Source organism: Streptomyces sp. NPDC058653, assembly GCF_042716895.1.
Taxonomy (GTDB): domain Bacteria; phylum Actinomycetota; class Actinomycetes; order Streptomycetales; family Streptomycetaceae; genus Streptomyces.
The window spans coordinates 81,249-100,957 of the sequence record NZ_JBHXRM010000019.1 but is presented as its reverse complement, the minus strand read 5'-3'; the positions used below and the strand labels follow the sequence as shown (position 1 = coordinate 100,957).

Here is a 19,709-nt window from a genome sequence, read left to right as displayed (position 1 = left end):
TGTCGACATGAAGTCAAGCGCGGCGCGTACGGTGCCGGCCACCGCCCATGTCTCGACCCCGAGGATGTCCACCCAGACGATCCCGACCCTGACGATCGGCGAGTTGGCCGACCGGTTCGGCATGGCGACCCATGTGCTGCGGCACTGGGAGACGGTGGGGCTGCTGACGCCGGCGCGGGACGGCAACGGACGGCGCCGTTACGGCGCCGACGACGTGGTCCGGGTGACCGTCGTCCTGCGGGCCAAGGCGGCGGGGCTGAGCCTGGAGGCCATTCGCGAGATGCTGGCCCCGGACAGCCCCCGGGCACGCCGCGACCGGCTGGAGCGGCATCGCGACGCGCTGCTGCTGCGCATCGCGGAGGCGCGGGCCTCGCTCGATCTGATCGAGTGCGCGCTGGGGTGCGACCACGACGACTTCACGACGTGCCCGCACTTCAGGGAACTGATCGCCGACATGTGAGCCATACGTCGGCGCCTCCAGTGCGATGTCCGAATCCCGCCAGCAGGGGCGATCTCCCGGCGGCACTCTCGGGAGTGCGACGAGAGCGACCGCAGAAGCGGGGAGACGGAGAGACGATGAAGACCACCGACCGCACGGCCGAGGGGATCGGAGAACGGGTCGCGGCACAGGACTGGGACGCGATCGCCGGTGATCTCGACGCGTACGGCAACGCCCTCACCGGGCAGCCGCTCCTCTCCCCCGCCGAGTGCCGCGCGCTCACGGCGCTGTACGAGGACGGCGAACGGTTCCGTACGACGGTCGACATGGCCCGGCACCGGTTCGGGTCGGGGCAGTACCGCTACTTCACCCATGAACTCCCCGATGTGGTATCGGAGTTGCGTGCCGCGTTCTACCCGTCTCTGCTGCCGATCGCGCGCGACTGGGCCGGGAGGCTGGGCCGCCCGGCGCCCTGGCCGGACACGCTGGACGAGTGGCTGACGATGTGTCACGAGGCGGGGCAGGCCAAGTCGGCGCAGATCCTGCTCCGTTACGGCCCCGGCGACTGGAACGCCCTGCACCGGGACGTCTTCGGCGAGATGGTCTTCCCGCTTCAGGTCGTCATCGGCCTGGACTCGCCGGGAGAGGACTTCACCGGGGGTGAGTTCATCATGACCGAGCAGCGCCCGCGCGCGCAGTCGCGGGGCTCGTCGGCCACGATCCCGCAGGGCCACGGGCTGGTCTTCACCACCCGGGACAGGCCCGTACGCTCCGCGCGGGGCTGGTCGAACGCGCCCATGCGGCACGGCGTGAGCACGGTGCGCTCCGGCGGCCGGCACACCCTCGGTCTCGTCTTCCACGACGCCGCCTGATCCACGTCGTCCCCGGGACCGGGGGGCCGTGTCCGGGCAATCCGCCGCGGGGACCGGCAAGTGCCCCGGCCGACACACTGCCCGTTGCCGGTCCCGACCGGCGTACGAGTGGAGAATCCAGAAATGACGGATTCCTCACCAGATGCCGGATACAGCGGGCAGACGCAGTGCGGGGGCCCCAGACGCACCCCCTTGCGGTCCTTCCTGCGCACCGAGACGGGCAGCGCGGCGGTGCTGCTGGCCGCCGTGGTGGCCGCGCTCGCCTGGGCGAACGCCGACGTCTCGTCGTACGACCGTTTCTGGCGGACGCATGTGGCGCTGTCGTTCGGCTCGCGGAGTCTCTCCCTCGAACTGCGCGACTGGGTCAACAGCGGTCTGATGGCCGTGTTCTTCTTCGTCGTCGGCCTCGAGGCGCGCCGCGAGCGGGACCTGGGCGAGTTGCGCGACGCCCGGCGTATCGCGCTGCCCGTGTTCGTCGGCGTCAGCGGCATGCTCGTGCCCGTATCGATCTATCTGCTCATCAACGCCGGGGACGGCGAGCTCCACGGCTGGGGCGCCGCGATGTCCACGGACACGGCGTTCGCCCTGGGCATGCTGGCGCTGCTGGGCAAGCGCCTGCCCACGGGGCTGCGTACGTTCATCCTGGCCGTGACCGTCGTCGACGACTTCGTGGCTCTCGGAGTCATCACCTTCGGCTACAGCGAGAGTCTCGCGCCCGTCGCGCTGCTCGTGGCCGTGGCCATCCTCGGTGTGATCCTGCTGCTGCGCCACGAGGGCGTACGCCAGGGCGGCTGGTACGCGGTGCTGGCGATCGGCGCGTGGATCGCGCTGTGGGAGTCCGGGGTCGACCCCATCGTCATCGGGCTGGTCATGGGCCTGCTCACGTTCGCGTACCCGGCCGCCCGAGGGGATCTGGAACGCGCGAGCGGTCTCTTCCGCCGGTTCAGGGAGCAGCCGACACCGGAGCTCGAACGCTCGGCCCGGATCGGTCTCGCGGCGGCGATCTCGCCCAACGACCGGCTGCTGCGGATGTACCACCCGTGGTCCAGCTATGTGATCGTGCCGGTCTTCGCGCTGGCCAACGCCGGGATCCAGATCAGTGGCCACGAGCTGTCGCAGGCCTTCACCTCCCCCGTCACGCTGGGCATCATCTGCGCCTTTGTCGCGGGCAAGCCGATCGCGGTCCTCAGCGCCGCGTGGCTGGCCTCGCACTTCAGCCACGGCCGGCTGCGCCCGCCCGTCGGGTGGGGAGCCGTCGCCGCGGGCGGAACGATCGCGGGTGCCGGATTCACGGTGTCGCTGCTGATCGCCACCCTCGCCTTCGACGGCGAGCAGCTGGAGAACGCGAAGATCGGCACGCTCACGGCGCTGCTGTCCTCGTTCGCGCTGACCTGGGCCGTCAGCGCCGTGATCGGGCTGCTGCCCAGGGCGCGCCGTAACAGGGCGCTGCTCGGCACGGCCGAGTCGATCATCGACCTCGCGGTCCCCGTCGATCCCGAACTCGACAAGATCCGGGGCCCGTTGGACGCGCCGGTCACGGTCGTGGAGTACGGCGACTTCGACTGCCCCTACTGCGGGATGGCGGAGCCGGTCATCCGGGAGCTGCTGGCCGACTTCGGAGACGTCCGCTACGTATGGCGGCACATGCCGCTGACCGATGTGCACCCGGGCGCGATGCTCGGCGCCGAGGCGTCGGAGGCCGCCCACGACCAGGGCGCGTTCTGGGAGATGCACGATCTCCTGCTGGCGCGTGAGGGCACGCTCCGGCTCGCCGAGGCGCTCCGCCTCGCGGGTGACCTCGACCTGGACACGGAGCGCTTCGAGCAGTACCTGCACCGGCACAAGGGCGCGGCACGGATCGACGACGACGTGGACTCCGCCGATCTGAGCGGGGTGTCCGGGACGCCGACGTTCTTCATCAACGGGCGCCGCCACCACGGGGCGTACGACATCGGGCACCTCTCGGCGGCGGTGCGCACCGCCCGGAAGCGGGCGGCGCTCGCCGAGCCGGACTCGTGAGACGGGGGTGCGCGGCCGGGGCGGCCGTGGTTGCCGTTGCTGTCGGTGCCGGTGTCAGGTCCTCAACGGGTCGCCGTCGACGGCCAGTTCCTCCGCCGCCCGTCTGAGGGCCTCGCGGTGCCCGAAGAGGCCGGGCACTCCGCCCGAGTGCAGGAAGACCGTACGCCGGCCCGGCGTGATCTCTCCGGACTCGACCGCGGCCGTGAGCCCGGCCATCGCGCGGCCGGTGTAGATCGGGTCGAGCACCATGCCCTCGGTGCGGGCGGCCAGGGTGAGGGCGGTCATGGACGCCTCGGTCAGTGTGGAGTAGCCGGCTCCGACCTGGTCGTGACGGACACGCAGTGACTCCGCGGGGTGGTGCGTACCGGAGAGACCGGAGGCCAGGTCCGACACGACGCGGGCCGGATCGTCGAGCGCCCCGCAGTCGACGCCCAGTACCCGCTCGGCGCCCAGCGCCTCGACCAGTCCGGCCATCGTGCCCCCGGAGCCGAGCGCGAGCACGACACACGCCAGGTCCGGTGCCTGGTCGAGGAGTTCCTGTCCGCACTCGACGTAGCCACGGGCGCCGAGCACGCTGGAGCCGCCGAAGGGGATCAGCGCGGGGACGGCGCCCCGGTCCCGGAGCGCGCCGGCCACATGCCGGGCGGTGGAGGCGAGTTCCTCCTTGCCGCCGGCGCCGGCCCACACCACCCGCGCGCCGAAGAGACCGTCGAGCGTGAGGTTGCCGGACTCGGAGTCGCCGGACTCGCCGGAGAGTACGAGGACGACTTCGACGCCCAGGCGGGCGCCGGCGGCCGCGGTGAGGCGCGCGTGGTTGCTCTGCGGCGAGCCCGTCGTCACCAGGACCGTGGCGCCGTCGGCGAGCGCCGTCCCGCAGGTCCATTCCAGTTTGCGTACCTTGTTGCCGCCGCCGCCGAGACCGATGAGGTCGTCGCGTTTGACCCACAGGTCGTCGGCGCCGAGGCCGAGCGCGCGGGCCAGTCGGGGCACCGGTTCGAGCGGGGTGGGATAACTGCCGAGCGTGGCGCGGGGCTGCTGCCCGTCGCCCATGGACGTGGTCACCATGGCTCTACTCTGCATGCCCGCTTCCCGACTCGCCGGACGGGGCGCCCCGGCCCGCGCGGCGTCGGAACTCCGGCGCGGCCGATCGGCCTACTCGGCGTCGCCGCCCCGGCCGCCGCCCCCTCCGGTGTCGTCGTCCGGGGTCCGGTCGGCGGCCGTACGCCCGACCAGCCGTTCGTAGCGCTGGCGGGCCGCCTGCGGGGTGCCGAGACCGAGGCCGAAGGCGATCTCCTGCCAGGTCAGCCCCCGGCCCCGGGCCATCTGGAGAAGTCCCGCTTCCAGTTCGTCCATGTCCCCGCGGGCGCGCGGTACGAGGCTGAGGGCCGCGGTGATGTCGGCGTGATCCACCTCCGGCTCGTCCGGCTCCCGCTTCGCGGCCCCGCTCAGCAGGAAGGACACGAGCCGGACGGCCTCGTGCGGCGCGATGACGGTCGGATGCCTCTGTCTGCTCCGCTGCTCGTCGGTCGCGGCGTGCCGCTCCGCGATACGGAACAGGGACGCGTGCACCCGGTGTGCGCGGGCCTCGTCGGGACGGGGTGCGGTGAAGGGGTCGGAGACCTGCGGGTCGGGCGTCGATGTCATACGGCAAGCATGCGTCGGCACACATGTTGATGTCAACCAACCGTGTTGAACACTCTGTTCATCTAAGGCCTCAGGGGCGGTAGACCTCGCCCGGCTCGGGGACCGCCGGCGCGAAGAGCTGCGGCACGGTCACGAAGGTGAAGCCGCGCTTCTTCAACCGTTCGATGATCCCGGGCACGGCCGGGACCGTGCCGTCGTAGATGTCGTGGAGCAGGATGATCCCGTCGGCGGACGCGTCGTCGACGATGCGGCGCTCTATGAGGGCGGAGTCGGTCGTGGAGTAGTCCTTGGCCGTGGCGCTCCAGAGGACCTGGGAGAGCCCGAGTTCGCGGGAGACGGCCGTGACGTCGCCGTCGGTACGGCCCTGGGGCGGGCGCATCAGGGTGGGCCTGCGGCCGGTGATCTCCTCAATGGCGTCCTGGGTGCGGCCGAGTTCGTCACGTATCGCGTCCCGGTCGAGATCGGTCAGGACGCGGTGGCTCCAGGTGTGGTTGGCGACCTCGTGCCCCTCCGCGGCGATACGGCGGACGGTGTCCGGATGGGCGAGCACATGGTTCTTGCCCAGCAGGAAGAAGGTGGCGGGCACCTTCTCCTCCTTGAGGATGTCGAGCAGCCGGGGCGTGTCCTCGCCGGGTCCGGCGTCGAAGGTGAGGGCGATGCAGGTGGCCTCGGCGCAGTCGACGGAGCCGTACCGCCCCTTGCCGTCACCTCCCGAATCCCCTCTGACCGAGGCGGGCGAGACAGTCTGCGTGCCGCAGCCGGTGAGGGTCAGGGCGAGGGCCGCGACGGTGGCGAGCGCGACGACGCCCGTACGGCGTGCCGCACGCACCGCCCGCGTCCTGCGTCGCGGGGGCGCGAACGGGCCGATTTCAGGCATGGCGGAGCCAGGTGTGGCGGTTCGGGGCATGACGGAGCTCTCTCTGTGTTCTCGCGCTCCGCGTTCTCGCGGCGCTCCGGGAGGGGCCCCTCGGGGGCGAGTACTTACATCCGGTTTCCGTCACCGCGAAGGGGCGCGGAGCCGGCCGGACAGGTCCGGGCATGGCGGAACAGGCCAGGCCAGGAGGGGTCCCATGACATGCGAGTCACTATACACACGATGTATACGCTGGGTTTATAGAGGTCCGGAAGCCGCCCCTCGGCGGGCGCCGACACGGTGAATCCGCCCAATGCGCAGGTGGAACCGTGCAGTTACGGGAACACGGTCGGGGACAGGCAGGGAACCGATCCGAAGGACAGGCCCCTTGGCCCTCGTCCGAGGAGGCCACGGAAACGATGGACGTCAACTTCACGCTGGTCCTGGCGGTCGCCGCCGTCGCGTGCGTCGCGATGCTCGTCGCGACGATCGTTCTCTTCGTCAAGGTCTTCCGGACCCGCGCGATGCTGCGCGAGGCCGGGCTGCCGCTGAGCAACCGCGCCGCGTACTGGGGCGCCCTGATCTATGTGGTGAGCCCGGTCGATCTGCTGCCCGACCCCATCTACCTCGACGACATCGGCGTCCTGCTGCTCACCCTGCGTTCCCTGCACGCCGCGTCGGCCAAGGCGGGCGGCCTCCGGCGCACGACGCGGCAGCGCACCGACGCGTGAGCCACCCGGGACCGGTCGCCGTACGGCACGCCGGCTCTGCGATCCTGGCCGCATGGCGTTCACCTCGTCGGTCCCGGCACCGATCTCGGCGGATCCGCCCACCGCGTCGAACGGGCTCCTGCTCACGCAGTCCTGGCTCGACCTGGCCTTTCTGCACTGGGCGGCCGACCCCGCCGATGTGGCGCCGCTCCTGCCGCCGGGCACCGCCCCGGACACCCTGCACGGCACGACCTACATCGGGCTGGTCGCGTTCCGGATGCACCGGGTGGGCTGGTTCCGGCTCCCCGGCATTCCGTATCTCGGGACCTTCCCCGAGACGAACGTCCGCCTCTACTCGGTCGACGGGCACGGACGCCGCGGCGTGGTCTTCCGGTCGCTCGACGCGTCGCGGCTGATACCGGTGGCGGTCGCGCGAGCCGCTTTCCGGCTGCCGTATCTCTGGTCGCGTATGAGCGTCGAGCGGACGGGCGACACCTTCACGTACACGAGCAGACGGCGCTGGCCCGGCCCCCGGGGCGCGAGCAGCCGCATTCACCTGCGGGTCGGCGCGCTCCTGGAGGAGCCGAGCGAGCTGGAGCACTTCCTGACGGCCCGCTGGGGCATGCACAGCACGTTCTTCGGCCGGCAGATGTATCTGCCCAACGCGCATCCGCGCTGGGCGTTGCACCGCGCGGATCTCCTGGAGTGCACGGAGGATCTGGTGACGGCGGCGGGGCTGCCCGCGCCGACGGGGGACCCGGTCAGCGTGCTGTACTCGCCGGGCGTCCCGGTGAGTTTCGGACGTCCGGCGCGGCCCGGCGGCATCCCGACCCCCTGACGCGTCCGGCGTCGCTGTCGCGGGTCCGCGCGCACCGGCTCGCAGGGCCCCGAAAACGAAGGATCGCGGACGGGCCGTGCCCGTCCGCGATCCTCGTTCACCGTGAAGGGGGCTCCGCCGAACCCCGGTTCGGTCAGCTGATCCGGTGGACCAGCTGGGTGTTCAGCTCGTAGCGCGCGCCGGCTATCTGCAGTTCGCCCGCGGCCACCTTGGCGGCGAGGTCGGGCTCCGCCGCCAGACGCGAACGGACCAGGTTCACCTGGGCGCTGACCGTGGCGTCCACCCGCGCGTCACCCTCCTGCGAGTGGTCGATCGCGGGCTTGATCTGGTCGGCTATGTACTGGATGTGAGCGGGCAGGGACTCCCCTGTCTCCTCCGCGTGCACGGCGGCGGCGACGGCGCCGCACGACTGGTGCCCGAGGACCAGGACCAGCGGGATGCCGAGTTCCAGGACGCCGTAGGCGACGCTGCCGAGTACGGCCTCGTCGAGGACCTCACCGGCGGAGCGGACGGTCATGAGGTCGCCGAGCCCCTGGTCGAAGACCAGCTCCGGCGGGACACGGGAGTCGATGCAGCCGAGTATCAGGGCGAAGGGGGCCTGGCCGGAGACCAGTTCGTGTCGCACCGCCCTCGACTCGTTCGGGTGCTGCTGGTTGAAGGTGCGCCACCGGCGGTTGCCGGCGGAGAGTTCGGCCAGCGCGGCGGCGGGCGTGGTGGGCCTCTTGGTGCGCGAGGTGGCGGTGGTGGCAGCCGCCGACCCCGCGCCGGCGATGAGTGCGCTTCCGGCGACGGTCGAGACCGCCGCGGTGGCAACGGAGGCACGGAGCAGCGCGCGGCGGCTGGTCGCCACCGGCGTCTGAGCATGTGGGGTGATTTTCACGTACGGACGCTAACGTCCGTAATATTAAAGGACTTTCATGCATGCCAATTCTTGGTGGTCCTTTGAACATCCCTTGGCTATATGTGATCCGAGCGTGACCATTCGCATCGTCAGCTCACGCCCCGCGGCCGAAACTGGATGCTGATGCGCGCTCCCACGGCGCGCGCCGTCTTGGGAATCGCGTGCTCCCAGGTGCGTTGACAGGAGCCGCCCATCACGATGAGGTCGCCGTGCCCGAGAGGCTTGCGGACGACGGAGTCGTGGCGGTGGCGGGGCCGTAGCACCAGATCGCGAGGGGCGCCCACGGAGAGGATCGCGACCATGGTGTCCTCGCGGGAGCCCCGGCCGTTCCGGTCGCCGTGCCAGGCCACCCCGTCGTGGCCGTCCCGGTAGTAGCAGAGTCCGGCGCTCACGAACGGCTCGCCCAACTCGTCGGCGTAGTACGCGCTCAACGCCTCGCGCGCCTGCGCCAGGACCGGGTGCGGCAGCTCCTCCCGCCGTCCGTCCCGCTCTCCGTAGAAGGCGAGCAGCCTCGGCACGGCCACCACCCGCTCGTACATCTGCCGGCGCTCGGCGCGCCAGGGCACACCGGAGGCCAGTTCCTCGTGCAGCGCGTCGGCTCCGGTGAGCCAGCCTGGGAGCAGGTCGATCCACGCGCCGTCGCCGAGCTCGGTCCGCCGGGCGTCCGTGAGCGGACCGAGCCGGATCTCGTCGGTCTGGTCGAAGAGCGAACCCTGCGCGTGCGCTGCCATACGTTCAGCATAACCACACACTCGAACGTACGAGCGATTAGGACGTCCCGGTGCGTCCGGCCGCCCCCCGCGAGCGCCTCAAGGCTCCGGCGGGCGGCGTCGCGAGTGGTCGGGGTCGAGGGTGCCGGGTCGGGAGTGGTGCGGGGCCGGTCCGGAAGTCGCGTCGATGGCGTCATGCACGCCATGGTGTCGCGGGGCCTCCGGCCGTACCTCCCCTTTACGACCGTCGGGGCCGGTGACCGGGTCAGCCGAGGCAGCTCGCCGGGCGGGCGTTCGCCGGATCGAGGGCGTTGAGCACCAGCCGGTACATCACCTCGCTGTAGGCGATGCCGAGGTGCGCGCTCATGTCGATCGGGCACGCGTCCTGGAGGTCCAGGTTCTCCACCGGGGCGTCGGGGCCCGGGGCCAAATACTGCTGGCGGTAGGGGGTGACCACCTCGTCGGTGCGCGTGACGACGGTCGTGTAGCGCACACCCGGCACGGTGTCGCCACCGGCGTCGAGACGCGCGTTGACGTCCGAACCGATCGTCTGGTCCTTCGCCGCCTGACCGGCCATCTGCGCCGTGGTGTCCAGCACCCGGAGCGACTTGGCGAGGGTCGCCATGCCGGAGGCGGTCGTTCCGTGGTTGCTGGGCGCGACACCCACGAGCCGGTGGGTCTTGGCGGCGCCCCCCTCGAACTTCAGGTACCAGCGCGGCAGCAGCCCGCCGCCCTGGGAGTGCCCGACCAGGTCGGCCGTCTGCGCGCCGGTGGCGTCCAGCACCCTGTCGACGAAGGCGGACACCTCCTTGGCGGACTCGGGGACATGGCCCCTCCCCTTGAACACGTCGCCTTCGGGCGCCCCGTAGTTGAGGGCGTAGACGCAGTAGCCGGCCTTCTTCAGTACGGGCGAGAGTCCCGACCAGTTGGCGTAGGCGTTCTCCCAGGTGCCGTGGATCAGCACGACGGGGCGCGGGTGCGCGGCGGTGGGCCGGCAGGTCCAGTCGTTGGCGCCGGCCGGTGACATCTCGGGGGCCGCCTGCGACAGCGTGAAGGCCGCGGAGAACTTCGCCAGCCCGGTGTTGGGGGCGAGCGCCGAGGCGCGGGCCGAGCCCGAGGGGATGGAGGGGGACGAGGACGAGGGCGCCGCGGCCGCGACGGCGATCAGCGCGGATCCGACCAGCGCGGCGGCGGCATGTCTGAGCTTCAACGGGGCTCCCGTGCGTGAGGCCCCCGCTCGGCCCCGTACCTGATCCCGGCCGCGGGGCGCAGGGATACGGCGCCGGAGGAGGGGCGTCTTTCGATGACGCCCGCCATCCGACCCCATGCGGTTTCCACCGAGCGGGATTGCCCCATCGGTGGGCGCGGAGCGCCTCTGCGGCGCCGGAGGGCCGGGGGGCGTCAGGAGCGGGCGGTGAAGGGCGGGTGCGTGCCGTTGAGGTAGTGGTCGCCGATGTCGCGGAGCCGGTGGGTGGGTGAGCTCCACGCGGTCAGCGCGCGGGCGTTGCGCCAGAAGCGATCGAGCGCGGCGCCGCCGTCGAAGGAGGCGGCAGCCTGGGTGAGTTCGAGGATGCGGGTGGTGATGTCGACAGCGGACCGGCCGGTGACGGCCTCGGCCGCGGCGACCAGCACGGCGATCTCGGCGCGCTCGTCCATCCCGATGTCCCGTCCGGTGCGGAGCCCCTGCTCCAGAGCGTCCGTCGCGCGTTCCACGACGGCGGCGGCGGTGTGGGCGGCGGTCGCCAACTCCCCGTACGCGAGGAGGAGATACGGGTCACCGCTGGGGCGTACGGCGTACGTGGCGGAATCGTCGTGCGTCTCGGCGCGGGGAGCGCGGCGTACGGCCCGGCTGACGTCGCGGGCCTCGGCGAGAGCGCCCTCCGCGATGCCCAGGGCGACATGGCTGAGGACGAGTCGCAGGGCGAGCGGCGCGAGGGCGGTGTACGCGGAGACCGCGTGCTCGTCGCGCGGCATCGCGCCGAGGACATGGCCGGCGCCCACCGGCACGTTGTCGAACTCGACACCGCCGGCGCCGGTGAGCCGCTGGCCGAGGCGGTCGTTGTCGGTGGTGACGAGTACACCGGCGTGTGACGGGTTCACGAGCGCGATCAGCAGCTCGCCGGTACGCGTGGACGCAGCGCCCACGACGAGGCGGTCGGCGACGGTGACGCCCGCGGCGAAGGTCCTGCTTCCGTTGAGCAGATGGCCCGACGCGGTCGGCGTGAGGGTGAGGCCGGGGCCGCTCTCCGGGTCCGGGAGGTCGGTGGCGCCGCCGAGGAGCAGGCCCCGGTCGACGGCGGGCGGCCCGTCCCCGGTGGGCAGGTCCTGGGTGCCGAAGAAGTGGCCGCTCCACGCGAGCACGTAGTGGCGGGCGATGAGTTCGCCGATGGAGCCGTCGGCCGCCGCGATCTCGCGGATCACGGCGGTGGCGGTGCGCCAGTCGGCGCCACTGTGCCGGTCGGGTCCCCCGTGACCGGCCCCGTCCCGGTCGTGGAGCGGAGGTGGCGTCAGGAGGGCGGGCAGACCGGCTTCGCGCAGCCGCGCGACCTCGTCGTACGGCGGCTTGCCCGCCCGGTCGCGGGCGATCGCGTCGGAGGCGAGATCGTCGGCCACCTCCCGTGTCACGCGCGGCCACATCGCGTCGTCCGGCCCGGCGGGCTTGCGCAGGGCGGCGGTTCGGACCACCGGTCTCGTCGGCACGGGCCGGCCACCTCCAACATCCCTAGTTTTCCCACTGGATTAGTAGGAATACTGGCACGGAGTCCCCACTCCCCCAAGTGCGCGTTCATATGGTGGACTCGCGTTCCGGTCGGCGGACCCGGGCGTCGGCCGGCGCCCGGGTCAGGGGTTGGTCCAGGCCTCCGGGTCCGCCGCGAGCGCGGACACGTCGTCCGGCAGCCCGGCCGAGGCCACGTCCGCCAGGGTCACCACGTCCAGGATCTGGCGGACATTGGCCCTCACGGCGATCCACAGGGGCAGCAGGGACTCGGCGGGGCCGGTGTAGGAGAGTTCGGGCGGACGGACCCCCCTGACCGAGACGAGAGGCCCGTCCACCGCGCGGATGACATCCGCGACAGTGATGGTGCCGGCGGCCCTCGCCAGCCGGTAGCCGCCGTTGCCGCCCCGCCGGCTCACCACGAGCCCGCCCCGGCGCATGTCGTTGAGGATGCCTTCGAGGAACTTGTGCGGGATGTCCTGGGCCGCGGCGATCGCCTCCGCCTTCAGCGGGGCCTGGTCTCCGGACGTCGCGAGCTCCAGCGCGGCACGTACCGCATAGTCCGCTCTGGCTGAAATGCGCATGCGCGCAGTATCGCGTACGGCCCCGCTCCCGGCCCTCCTGTCCCGAATTGTCGGCCGGGCGGGCGTCAGCCCGTACGGGCGGAGCTCCCCACCGTGTCGAACAGCCGGTTGGCCGGGCGCGGCAGCCCGTAGTGCTCGCGCAGCGTGGTCCCCGTGTACTCGGTACGGAAGAGGCCCCGCTCCTGGAGGATCGGCACCACCCCGTCGACGAACGCCTCGAGACCGGACGGGAGCAGCGCCGGCATGATGTTGAAGCCGTCGGCCGCGCCGCTGTCGTACCAGTGCTCGATGGTGTCGGCCACCTGCTCGGCGGTGCCGGCGAAGGTGCGGTGCCCGCGGCCCCCGCCCAGCCTGCCGATGAGCTGACGTACCGTCAGGTGCTCCCGTCGGCCCAGCTCCACGACCAGGGTGAAGCGGCTCTTGGCTCCTTCGATCTCGTCCTCGGTGGGGATGTCGTCGGGCAGCTCCTCGTCCAGCACCAGCCGCTCGTCGGGGACGCCGAGGAGACGGGCCAGCTGCCGCCGCGCGTACTCGGGCACGATGTGCCGGTCCAGCTCCGTGTCGAGTTCGAGCGCCTCGGCCTCCGTGTCGCCGATGACGGGCACGATCCCCGGCAGGATCTTGATGCCGTCCGGGTCGCGCCCGAAGGTCTCGGCACGCCGCTTGACGTCCTTGTAGAAGGCGACGCCCTCCTCCAGGGTCTGCTGGGCGGTGAACACCGCCTCGGCGTGGCGGGCCGCGAAGTCCTTGCCGTCCTCGCTCGATCCGGCCTGGACGAGGAGGGGGTGACCCTGGGGCGAGCGCCGCACGTTGAGCGCTCCCTCGACGCGGAAGTGGGGTCCGCGGTGCCCGATGGGGCGGACGCGTCCGGCGAGCGCGTGGACGCCGCTCTGCTTGTCGGCCACCACCGCGTCGTCGGCCCAGCTGTCCCACAGCTTCGTGGCCACGTCGAGGAACTCGGCCGCCCGGAGATAGCGCTCGCGGTGCGGCGGGGTGTCGTCCAGACCGAAGTTGCGGGCGGCGTCGGCGCCGGCCGTGGTGACGATGTTCCAGCCCGCGCGACCGCCCGAGACATGGTCGAGGGAGGCGAATCTGCGGGCCAGGTTGTACGGCTCGTTGTAGCTGGTCGACGCCGTGGCGATGAGACCGATCCTGCTGGTGACACCGGCGAGGGCGGTCAGCAGGACGGTGGGCTCCAGGATGCTGGAGGGCCGGCGGCCCGGGTCGCCGTGCAGGACGGGGCTGTCGGCGAGGAAAAGGGAGTCGAGTCTGCCGCGCTCGGCGATACGGGCCAGATTCTTGTAGTGCTCGACGTCGGTGCCGTCGGCGGGGCTGCCCGGGAGCCGCCAGGCGGCCTCGTGATGGCCGGCGGTCATCAGGAAGGCGTTGAGGTGCAGGGGCTTGCGCTCCGGATCGCGTGACATGGGCCTTCTTCTCCTTGGGGGCGGGGCTACGGGGTTACGGGCGCGGCCCCGGCGTTACGGGATCCGCCACGGCTCACAGCGCGAGATAGCGGCCGTCGTGGAAGAGCAGCGGGCGGCGGCTCTCGTCGTGTTCGGCGTCCTCGACACGGCCCACGACGATCCGGTGGTCGCCGGCCGGGACGAGCTGCTGGATGCTCAGCCGCAGCCAGCCGGCCACGTCGTCGAGCACGGGATCGCCCTCCGGCAGTCGGTGCCAGGCGGTCGGTTCGGCGAACCGGTCGGCACCGCTGGTCGCGAACGTCCTCGCCAGCGGCTCCTGTTCGGCGGCGACGAAGTTCACGACGGCCGACGACGCGCGCTCGATCGTCGGCCAGGAGGAGCCCGAGAGGGCGATCCCGAACGAGACGAGCGGCGGGTCGATGGACAGGGAGGTGAGCGAGGTGGCGGTGAATCCGACCGGGCCGTGGCCGGCGTCGGCGGTGATGACGACCACGCCCGCCGGATATCGGCGGAAGGATTTCCTGAAGCGGTCAGGGGCGATGCCCGCGGAGCGGTGCGACGACACGGTGAGAGTCAACGTCTCCCCCAGGAAGAGAGGTGGGCCGGTGAAAAGGGGCAGGCGGCGGCCAGGCGGGTGACTGGCACGCGCACGCGTGGGACCAGGCGATTCGGGGCGCGCCAAGGGGGCGGGAGGCCGTTTCGCCGGTGAATCGGGAAGTGACCGTGGCGCGAGGAGAATTCAGGCGCGGAAGGAATTCAGGCGCGACAACAGAGGCAGGGCACGTACCGCGGAATCCGCTGCCGAATGGTCATGAATTCATTGTCGGTGCCGTCTTCGGGCCCGGTCAACAATGCAACTCTCTGAATTAAGTCGGCCCGTCCGGCGGTTCACGACACGGCCGTCAGTGTGGGCCAGGGGCCGAGCGGGTCCGCGTACAGGGCGCTCAGCGCCACCGCCGCGCCCGCCGTGGAGAGCACACTGCCGGTGAAGCTGCTTGCCACGACGGCCTGTTCGGGGTTCTCGCAGACGACGGAGCGCAGGGCCACCTCCGCCCGTAGATCGGCCAGACAGTGCGGAAGCATCCCCGTGCCCGGTTCGACCACCACCAGAACCTCGGGGTCGAGCATGTCCAGCAGCAGCGCCGCCGCACGGCCGACGAGCCTGGCCCTGCGGCGGAAGAGCTCCACTGCCCACCCCTCCCCCGCCAGGGCCCGGTCCAGCAGGGCGGGAAACGACCGTACGGCGCGGCCCTGTCCGGCCGCGAGCCGCACCATGGCCTCCTCGGAGACCTCCGATTCGAGGCTGCCACCGCCGTCGACCGGCAGACGCGCGATGCTTCCGGCGCCGTTCCGGGGCCCGAGGTGCACCTCCCCGGCGGTGGCGAACGCGGCGTCCACGACCGCGCCGACGAAGAGCAGTACCGCGCTCCCGCGCGTCGACGCCTCGCCGAACAGCTGCTCGGCCCGCGCCAACGCCCGTGCGTGGCTGTCCACATGGACCGGCAGCCCGGTCGCGTCGGCCAGGTGATCCCGTACGGCCACGTCCCGCCAGCCGAGTTGCGGATGCAGCCTGATCACCCCGGCGCCGGGGTCCACCCGGTGGCCGGTGGCCACACCGAGGGCCAGCAGTGAACGGCCGTCGGAGTGGGCGGACATGAGCCGCGGCAGCCGCCCGGCCAGCGAGTCCAGTACATGGCGCGGGTGCGGCCGGGTGTCCTGGTGCGGCTGCCGGTCCTCGGCCACGATCCGGCCGCGCAGATCCATCAGGGACAGGGTCGAGTTGGTGACGGCGATGTGCGCGCCCGCCACGAGGTAGCGGCCGGTGTCGATGTCCACGGGGACGTGGGGGCGGCCGAGGCCGCGCGGTCCGGTGGTCTCCGGGCTCTCCCGGATCAGTCCACGCGCCAGCAGTTGGGCGGTGTGTCCGGTGACGGAGGCGGGCGAGAGACCGGTCAGACGGGCGACGGTACTGCGGGCGACGGGGCCGTGGTCGAGGACGGCGTTCAGCACGGTCCTCGTGCCGGCGGGGCGACGGGGTGGCGGTACGACCCGCGGGATGTCCGCGCGGCGCAGCTGGGTGGGTGGTCGGCGGGCGGGCACCGGCGGCTGTCTCACGGGTGTCTTCCAGGGGCTCGAAGGCAGCGGCGGCGACCTCGGGACGCGTCGCGTCGAGGGTCGTCCGGACCGCTTGGGCGCTGTGTCGTCAGCCCTGGTGACACGCCGCCGAGCAGACACGCTTGAGATCGATATGACCCCGAGTCGTCAGGCGCGCGGATCGCTGCATGGTCGGCAACGTAACCGCGGCGGCCGAACCGGGTCAATCACCGGCCGTATCGTGGACCGCGGTGATCACCTCGGCGGCGAGCCTCTCGGCGTCGTCGAGCGCGGCCGGCGCGGGGCCGAGCGCGGAGAAGAGAGCGTGCGCGCGTGCGGCGAACTCGGTCGGGGCGACGGCGAGTTCTCCCGCGGCCCGTACCGCTCCCTTCTCGTTGAGCACCCACTGTCCGTCATGGGCATGGAGGGCGTGTACGAGGACTCCGACCGCGCGGAAGAGACAGCCGGCGACATGGAACGAGTCGCCGCGTGCCGCCCCCTTGCGGGCGCCGGTCAGGATGAACGGCGCCTCCCAGCGCGCGTTGTCGACGAGCGCCCGGCGCAGCGGCTCCGGATAGTGGGCGGTCCGCTCCCGCAGCGTCCGGAGCTCGCCGCCGGGGTCGGCGAGGACGCGCCCGACGGCCAGTTCACCGGCGTAGGAGTGGGAGTACACCCCGAGCGGATGGCCGGGCTGGGCGCCGATCTCGAACCGCCCGGCCAGGCACTGCTCCCAGACGCGGTGCACCCGGTCCAGGTCGCGGTAGATCCAGTCGACGCGGTGGCCGTCGACGGTGAGCCAGGCTCCGCCGTCCACCCAGGGTCCCCAGCCGCCCGGCTCGGTCACCTCCACCGGCTCACCGGTCAGTTCGGCGGCGAGGAGCCGCAGGGCCCCGATGTCCAGCGGGGGCCGGTAGTACAGGCCCAGGTCGTAGTCGGAATCGGGGCTGTGCGCTCCTCTCGCGCGGCTGCCTCCGAGGCACACCCCGACGACACCGCCCACGTCGGCCAGCCGGTCCGCGATCTCCACCATGCGATCCACGTCCGACAGTGTGCACAGTCGGACGGGTCTCGGCGACCGAGTTCTCCGGTGTCCCTGTGCGCGCCGTGCGGGGCTCAGACGTCGAGCGCGGGAGCCGGCGCGTCCTTGCCCGCCGCCCGGGCGATGTTGCGCGCCATCCCACCGAAGACGACGGTGTGGAACGGCGCAATGCTCCACCAGTACGCGTGGCCGAGCAGCCCGCGCGGGTGGAAGACGGCGCGCTGCCGGTAGCGCGTACGGCCGGGCTCGTCGCGCTCGACGCGCATCTCCAGCCAGGCGAGTCCCGGCAGCCGCATCTCCGCGCGCAGCCGCAGCAGCCGGCCCGGTTCGATCTCCTCCACGCGCCAGAAGTCGAGCGAGTCACCGACCCTCAGCCGTGCGGCGTCACGGCGTCCCCTGCGCAGCCCTACACCGCCGACGAGCCGGTCGAGCCAGCCCCGTACGGCCCAGGCCAGCGGGAAGGAGTACCAGCCGTTGTCACCGCCGATTCCTTCGACCACCCGCCACAGGGCGTCGGGGCCGACGTCCACGGTCAGTTCGCGGTGGTCGGTGTAGAGGCTGCCGCCCGCCCAGTCGGGGTCCGTCGGCAGGGGGTCGCTCGGTGCGCCCGGGACGGAGGCGGAGGACCACCGCGTGGCCACCTGGGCGTCCTGGATCCGGCGCAGTGCCAGGGTGAGCGCGTTCTCGAAGCCGAGTGGCCGGCCGGGTCCGTCGGGGACGTACCGCGCGATGTCGTGCTCCTGGCAGACGACTTCGTGGCGCAGGGACTCGGCGAGCGGCCGGGCGATCGAGGAGGGTACGGGGGTGACGAGGCCGATCCAGTGGCTGGAGAGGGTCGGTGTGAGCACCGGAACTGGCATGATCAGCCGGCGCCGCAGTCCGGCGACACCGGCGTAGGTGTGCATCATGTCGAGGTAGGTGAGGACGTCGGGGCCGCCGATGTCGAAGGCGCGGCTGACGTCGGAGGGCATCCGCGCGCTGCCGACGAGATAGCGCAGCACGTCGCGTACGGCGATGGGCTGGATCCGGCTCCGTACCCAGCTCGGTGTGACCATCACCGGAAGGCGTTCGGTGAGATACCGCAGCATCTCGAAGGACGCCGAGCCGGAACCGATGATGACGGCGGCGCGCAGCACGGTGGTGGGGACGTGCGAGTCGAGCAGGATGTGCCCGACCTCGGTGCGGGAGCGCAGATGGGGCGAGAGGTCGTGCTCCGGTACGCCGGCGGGGGCCAGACCACCCAGATAGACGATGCGCCGGACGCCCGCCGCCCGGGCCTGTTCGGCGAAGATCCGGGCGGCCTCGCGGTCGGTCCGCTCGAAGCCGGGGCCGGTGCCGAGCGAGTGGACCAGGTAGTACGCGACGTCGATGCCCCGCATGGCCTCGCCCACCGACTCCCGGTCGGTGACATCGCCGCGTACGGTCTCGGCCCGGCCGGCCCACACCTGGTCGCGGAGCTTCTCGGGTGTACGGGCGAGGCAGCGCACCCGGTGTCCGGCGTCCAGCAGCTCGGGAACGAGCCTGCCGCCGATGTAGCCGGTGGCGCCGGTCACCAGGCAGTGGAGCGACGGCTGCGCGGCGGGGTCGGGTGCGGCATCGGTGTCGGGGTCGGGTGCGGGGTCCGTCATGGTGCCCTCCGTCGGCCGGGTGCGGTCGAGTCCACCTTCTCCCGGTCCGCGCACTCTCGCCCGGTCTGTTAGGCGGGTGCCGCTCAGGCCATGTCGGACGGGCGGGCCTGGCCGGCCGCGATCCGCCGGTTGCGCCGCACCGACGACCAGAAGGACCAGCCGATCAGGACGACCCCGATGAGGCCGGTGACGATCTCGCTGATCTGGTACTGGATGGTGATGATCAGGATGACGGCGAGCGCGCCGATCGCGTAGTGCGCGCCGTGCTCCAGATAGACGTAGTCGTCGAGGGTGCCCTGGCGGACGAGATAGACCGTGAGGGACCTGACATACAGCGCGCCGATTCCCAGACCGAGCGCCATCAGCACGATGTCGTTGGTGATGGCGAACGCGCCGATCACTCCGTCGAAGGAGAAGGAGGCGTCGATGACCTCGAGGTAGAGGAACATGAAGAACGCGGCCTTGCCGGTGACCGCCGCGATCGAGGGTCCGCCGTTGCCGCGCCGACCGGACGCCTCCTCCTTGTCCGGGTCGCGCTGCGGGATGACCTGGGCGTCGGCCTCGGTGTCCGCCTCCTCGGCGAGTCTGCTCTCGAAGAAGCTGGAGAGCCCGCCGACGAGCAGATAGGTGATGAGGCCGGCGAGTCCGGAGGTGAGGACGGTCTGGGCCTTGTCGGCGTGCTCGCCGCCGTGCTGGTGCGCGTTGGTCGCGACGGTCATGGAGGAGATGAGCAGCACGATCAGCGCGAGGCAGACGGACAGCATCTCGAACTGTCCGAGCTTGGCGAGCGGGCGTTCGACCCAGCCGAGCCATTTGATGTCGCGTTCCTCGAAGATGAAGCTGAGGAAGATCATCAGCAGGAACATCCCGCCGAAGGCGGCGATCGACGGGTGGGCGTCGGTGACGAGTTGCTGGTACCGGTCCTTGTCGTCGACCGCCAGCTGCACCGCCTTGACGGGGCTGAGCTTGGCGGTGACCGCGACGATGATGACGGGGAAGGCGAGTCTCATGCCGAACACGGCGATGAGGACACCGATCGTGAGGAAGATCTTCTGCCAGAAGGCGCTCATCCTCTTCAGGATTCCGGCGTTGATGACCGCGTTGTCGAAGGAGAGCGACACTTCGAGCACGGTCAGGATCGCCACGACCCCGAGCGCGGCCCATCCGTCGTAGAACACCGCCGCCATGAGGCCGAGAGCGGTGAATCCGAACGCCCAGCCGAATGTTTTCAGTACCAC

Annotated in this window: 19 protein-coding genes; 5 read left to right on the top strand and 14 right to left on the bottom strand. The window is 71.7% G+C overall.

Translation table 11 applies throughout. From position 1 onward, the window contains the following. Positions 1 to 7 precede the first annotated feature (7 nt). The 3 genes from ACFWU9_RS18385 (at position 8) to nhaA (ending at position 3,330) form a co-directional block, all read left to right on the top strand. Positions 8 to 460: a MerR family transcriptional regulator gene (locus ACFWU9_RS18385; RefSeq protein WP_384319520.1), complete on the top strand. Its 453-nt coding sequence runs from the start codon at positions 8 to 10 to the stop codon at positions 458 to 460. 116 nt (positions 461 to 576) lie between these two features. Continuing rightward, positions 577 to 1,311 (top strand): 2OG-Fe(II) oxygenase, encoded by a 735-nt coding sequence (locus tag ACFWU9_RS18380; protein ID WP_384319518.1) that lies wholly within the window; start codon positions 577 to 579, stop codon positions 1,309 to 1,311. Between the two features lie 123 nt (positions 1,312 to 1,434). Next, positions 1,435 to 3,330: a Na+/H+ antiporter NhaA gene (gene nhaA / locus ACFWU9_RS18375; protein WP_384319516.1), complete on the top strand. Its 1,896-nt coding sequence runs from the start codon at positions 1,435 to 1,437 to the stop codon at positions 3,328 to 3,330. Between the two features lie 54 nt (positions 3,331 to 3,384). On the opposite strand, the gene ACFWU9_RS18370 is transcribed toward nhaA, so the two are convergent. The 3 genes from ACFWU9_RS18370 to ACFWU9_RS18360 form a co-directional block, all read right to left on the bottom strand. Further along, on the bottom strand, positions 3,385 to 4,395 hold the full coding sequence (locus tag ACFWU9_RS18370) for a D-cysteine desulfhydrase family protein (RefSeq protein ID WP_384319514.1): 1,011 nt from the start codon (positions 4,393 to 4,395) through the stop codon (positions 3,385 to 3,387). 87 nt (positions 4,396 to 4,482) lie between these two features. Further along, positions 4,483 to 4,974, bottom strand: coding sequence for a DNA-binding protein (locus ACFWU9_RS18365; protein ID WP_384319512.1), 492 nt, complete (start codon positions 4,972 to 4,974; stop codon positions 4,483 to 4,485). A gap of 70 nt (positions 4,975 to 5,044) precedes the next feature. Continuing rightward, a complete protein-coding gene (locus tag ACFWU9_RS18360; RefSeq protein ID WP_384319510.1) occupies positions 5,045 to 5,851 on the bottom strand; it encodes a polysaccharide deacetylase family protein in 807 nt (268 codons plus the stop codon). Positions 5,852 to 6,246: 395 nt separating this feature from the next. Between ACFWU9_RS18360 and ACFWU9_RS18355 the strand changes: the two genes are divergently transcribed. Together ACFWU9_RS18355 and ACFWU9_RS18350 are read left to right on the top strand one after the other, a co-directional pair. Further along, the gene (locus ACFWU9_RS18355) at positions 6,247 to 6,558 is read left to right on the top strand and encodes a YkvA family protein (RefSeq protein ID WP_384319508.1); all 312 of its coding nucleotides are present in this window, start codon (positions 6,247 to 6,249) and stop codon (positions 6,556 to 6,558) included. Positions 6,559 to 6,610: 52 nt separating this feature from the next. Further along, on the top strand, positions 6,611 to 7,375 hold the full coding sequence (locus tag ACFWU9_RS18350; RefSeq protein ID WP_384319506.1) for a YqjF family protein: 765 nt from the start codon (positions 6,611 to 6,613) through the stop codon (positions 7,373 to 7,375). 133 nt (positions 7,376 to 7,508) lie between these two features. Here the strand turns inward: ACFWU9_RS18350 and ACFWU9_RS18345 are convergent, their stop codons facing one another. From ACFWU9_RS18345 to ACFWU9_RS18295, 11 genes are all read right to left on the bottom strand, one after another. Beyond that, positions 7,509 to 8,255, bottom strand: a complete 747-nt coding sequence (locus ACFWU9_RS18345) for a carbonic anhydrase (protein ID WP_384319504.1) — start codon at positions 8,253 to 8,255, stop codon at positions 7,509 to 7,511. 110 nt (positions 8,256 to 8,365) lie between these two features. Beyond that, entirely contained in the window at positions 8,366 to 9,007 is a 642-nt protein-coding gene (locus tag ACFWU9_RS18340; RefSeq protein ID WP_384319502.1) for an alpha-ketoglutarate-dependent dioxygenase AlkB family protein, read from the bottom strand. A 244-nt stretch (positions 9,008 to 9,251) separates the two neighbouring features. Beyond that, the gene (locus ACFWU9_RS18335; RefSeq protein WP_384319500.1) at positions 9,252 to 10,196 is read right to left on the bottom strand and encodes an esterase/lipase family protein; all 945 of its coding nucleotides are present in this window, start codon (positions 10,194 to 10,196) and stop codon (positions 9,252 to 9,254) included. A 191-nt stretch (positions 10,197 to 10,387) separates the two neighbouring features. Continuing rightward, on the bottom strand, positions 10,388 to 11,686 hold the full coding sequence (locus ACFWU9_RS18330) for an acyl-CoA dehydrogenase (protein WP_384319498.1): 1,299 nt from the start codon (positions 11,684 to 11,686) through the stop codon (positions 10,388 to 10,390). A 141-nt stretch (positions 11,687 to 11,827) separates the two neighbouring features. Then, positions 11,828 to 12,286 (bottom strand): RrF2 family transcriptional regulator, encoded by a 459-nt coding sequence (locus ACFWU9_RS18325; protein ID WP_384319496.1) that lies wholly within the window; start codon positions 12,284 to 12,286, stop codon positions 11,828 to 11,830. A 65-nt stretch (positions 12,287 to 12,351) separates the two neighbouring features. Then, the gene (locus ACFWU9_RS18320) at positions 12,352 to 13,710 is read right to left on the bottom strand and encodes an LLM class flavin-dependent oxidoreductase (RefSeq protein WP_384319494.1); all 1,359 of its coding nucleotides are present in this window, start codon (positions 13,708 to 13,710) and stop codon (positions 12,352 to 12,354) included. Positions 13,711 to 13,783: 73 nt separating this feature from the next. Further along, on the bottom strand, positions 13,784 to 14,287 hold the full coding sequence (locus tag ACFWU9_RS18315; protein ID WP_384319492.1) for a flavin reductase family protein: 504 nt from the start codon (positions 14,285 to 14,287) through the stop codon (positions 13,784 to 13,786). A gap of 311 nt (positions 14,288 to 14,598) precedes the next feature. Beyond that, positions 14,599 to 15,825, bottom strand: a complete 1,227-nt coding sequence (locus tag ACFWU9_RS18310; protein WP_384319490.1) for an ROK family protein — start codon at positions 15,823 to 15,825, stop codon at positions 14,599 to 14,601. 202 nt (positions 15,826 to 16,027) lie between these two features. Next, a complete protein-coding gene (locus ACFWU9_RS18305) occupies positions 16,028 to 16,834 on the bottom strand; it encodes a nucleotidyltransferase domain-containing protein (RefSeq protein ID WP_384319587.1) in 807 nt (268 codons plus the stop codon). Between the two features lie 83 nt (positions 16,835 to 16,917). Next, positions 16,918 to 18,471, bottom strand: coding sequence for an SDR family oxidoreductase (locus ACFWU9_RS18300; protein ID WP_384319488.1), 1,554 nt, complete (start codon positions 18,469 to 18,471; stop codon positions 16,918 to 16,920). Positions 18,472 to 18,554: 83 nt separating this feature from the next. Next, entirely contained in the window at positions 18,555 to 19,709 is a 1,155-nt protein-coding gene (locus ACFWU9_RS18295; protein ID WP_384319486.1) for a DUF475 domain-containing protein, read from the bottom strand.

Bases quoted from the DNA above. Each gene is read 5' to 3' on its own strand.
- ACFWU9_RS18385 (WP_384319520.1), top strand. From the start codon at position 8: ATGAAGTCAAGCGCGGCGCGTACGGTGCCGGCCACCGCCCATGTCTCG.
- ACFWU9_RS18380 (WP_384319518.1), top strand. From the start codon at position 577: ATGAAGACCACCGACCGCACGGCCGAGGGGATCGGAGAACGGGTCGCG.
- nhaA (WP_384319516.1), top strand. From the start codon at position 1,435: ATGACGGATTCCTCACCAGATGCCGGATACAGCGGGCAGACGCAGTGC.
- ACFWU9_RS18370 (WP_384319514.1), bottom strand. From the start codon at position 4,395: ATGGTGACCACGTCCATGGGCGACGGGCAGCAGCCCCGCGCCACGCTC.
- ACFWU9_RS18365 (WP_384319512.1), bottom strand. From the start codon at position 4,974: ATGACATCGACGCCCGACCCGCAGGTCTCCGACCCCTTCACCGCACCC.
- ACFWU9_RS18360 (WP_384319510.1), bottom strand. From the start codon at position 5,851: ATGCCTGAAATCGGCCCGTTCGCGCCCCCGCGACGCAGGACGCGGGCG.
- ACFWU9_RS18355 (WP_384319508.1), top strand. From the start codon at position 6,247: ATGGACGTCAACTTCACGCTGGTCCTGGCGGTCGCCGCCGTCGCGTGC.
- ACFWU9_RS18350 (WP_384319506.1), top strand. From the start codon at position 6,611: ATGGCGTTCACCTCGTCGGTCCCGGCACCGATCTCGGCGGATCCGCCC.
- ACFWU9_RS18340 (WP_384319502.1), bottom strand. From the start codon at position 9,007: ATGGCAGCGCACGCGCAGGGTTCGCTCTTCGACCAGACCGACGAGATC.
- ACFWU9_RS18325 (WP_384319496.1), bottom strand. From the start codon at position 12,286: ATGCGCATTTCAGCCAGAGCGGACTATGCGGTACGTGCCGCGCTGGAG.
- ACFWU9_RS18320 (WP_384319494.1), bottom strand. From the start codon at position 13,710: ATGTCACGCGATCCGGAGCGCAAGCCCCTGCACCTCAACGCCTTCCTG.
- ACFWU9_RS18305 (WP_384319587.1), bottom strand. From the start codon at position 16,834: ATGGTGGAGATCGCGGACCGGCTGGCCGACGTGGGCGGTGTCGTCGGG.
- ACFWU9_RS18300 (WP_384319488.1), bottom strand. From the start codon at position 18,471: ATGACGGACCCCGCACCCGACCCCGACACCGATGCCGCACCCGACCCC.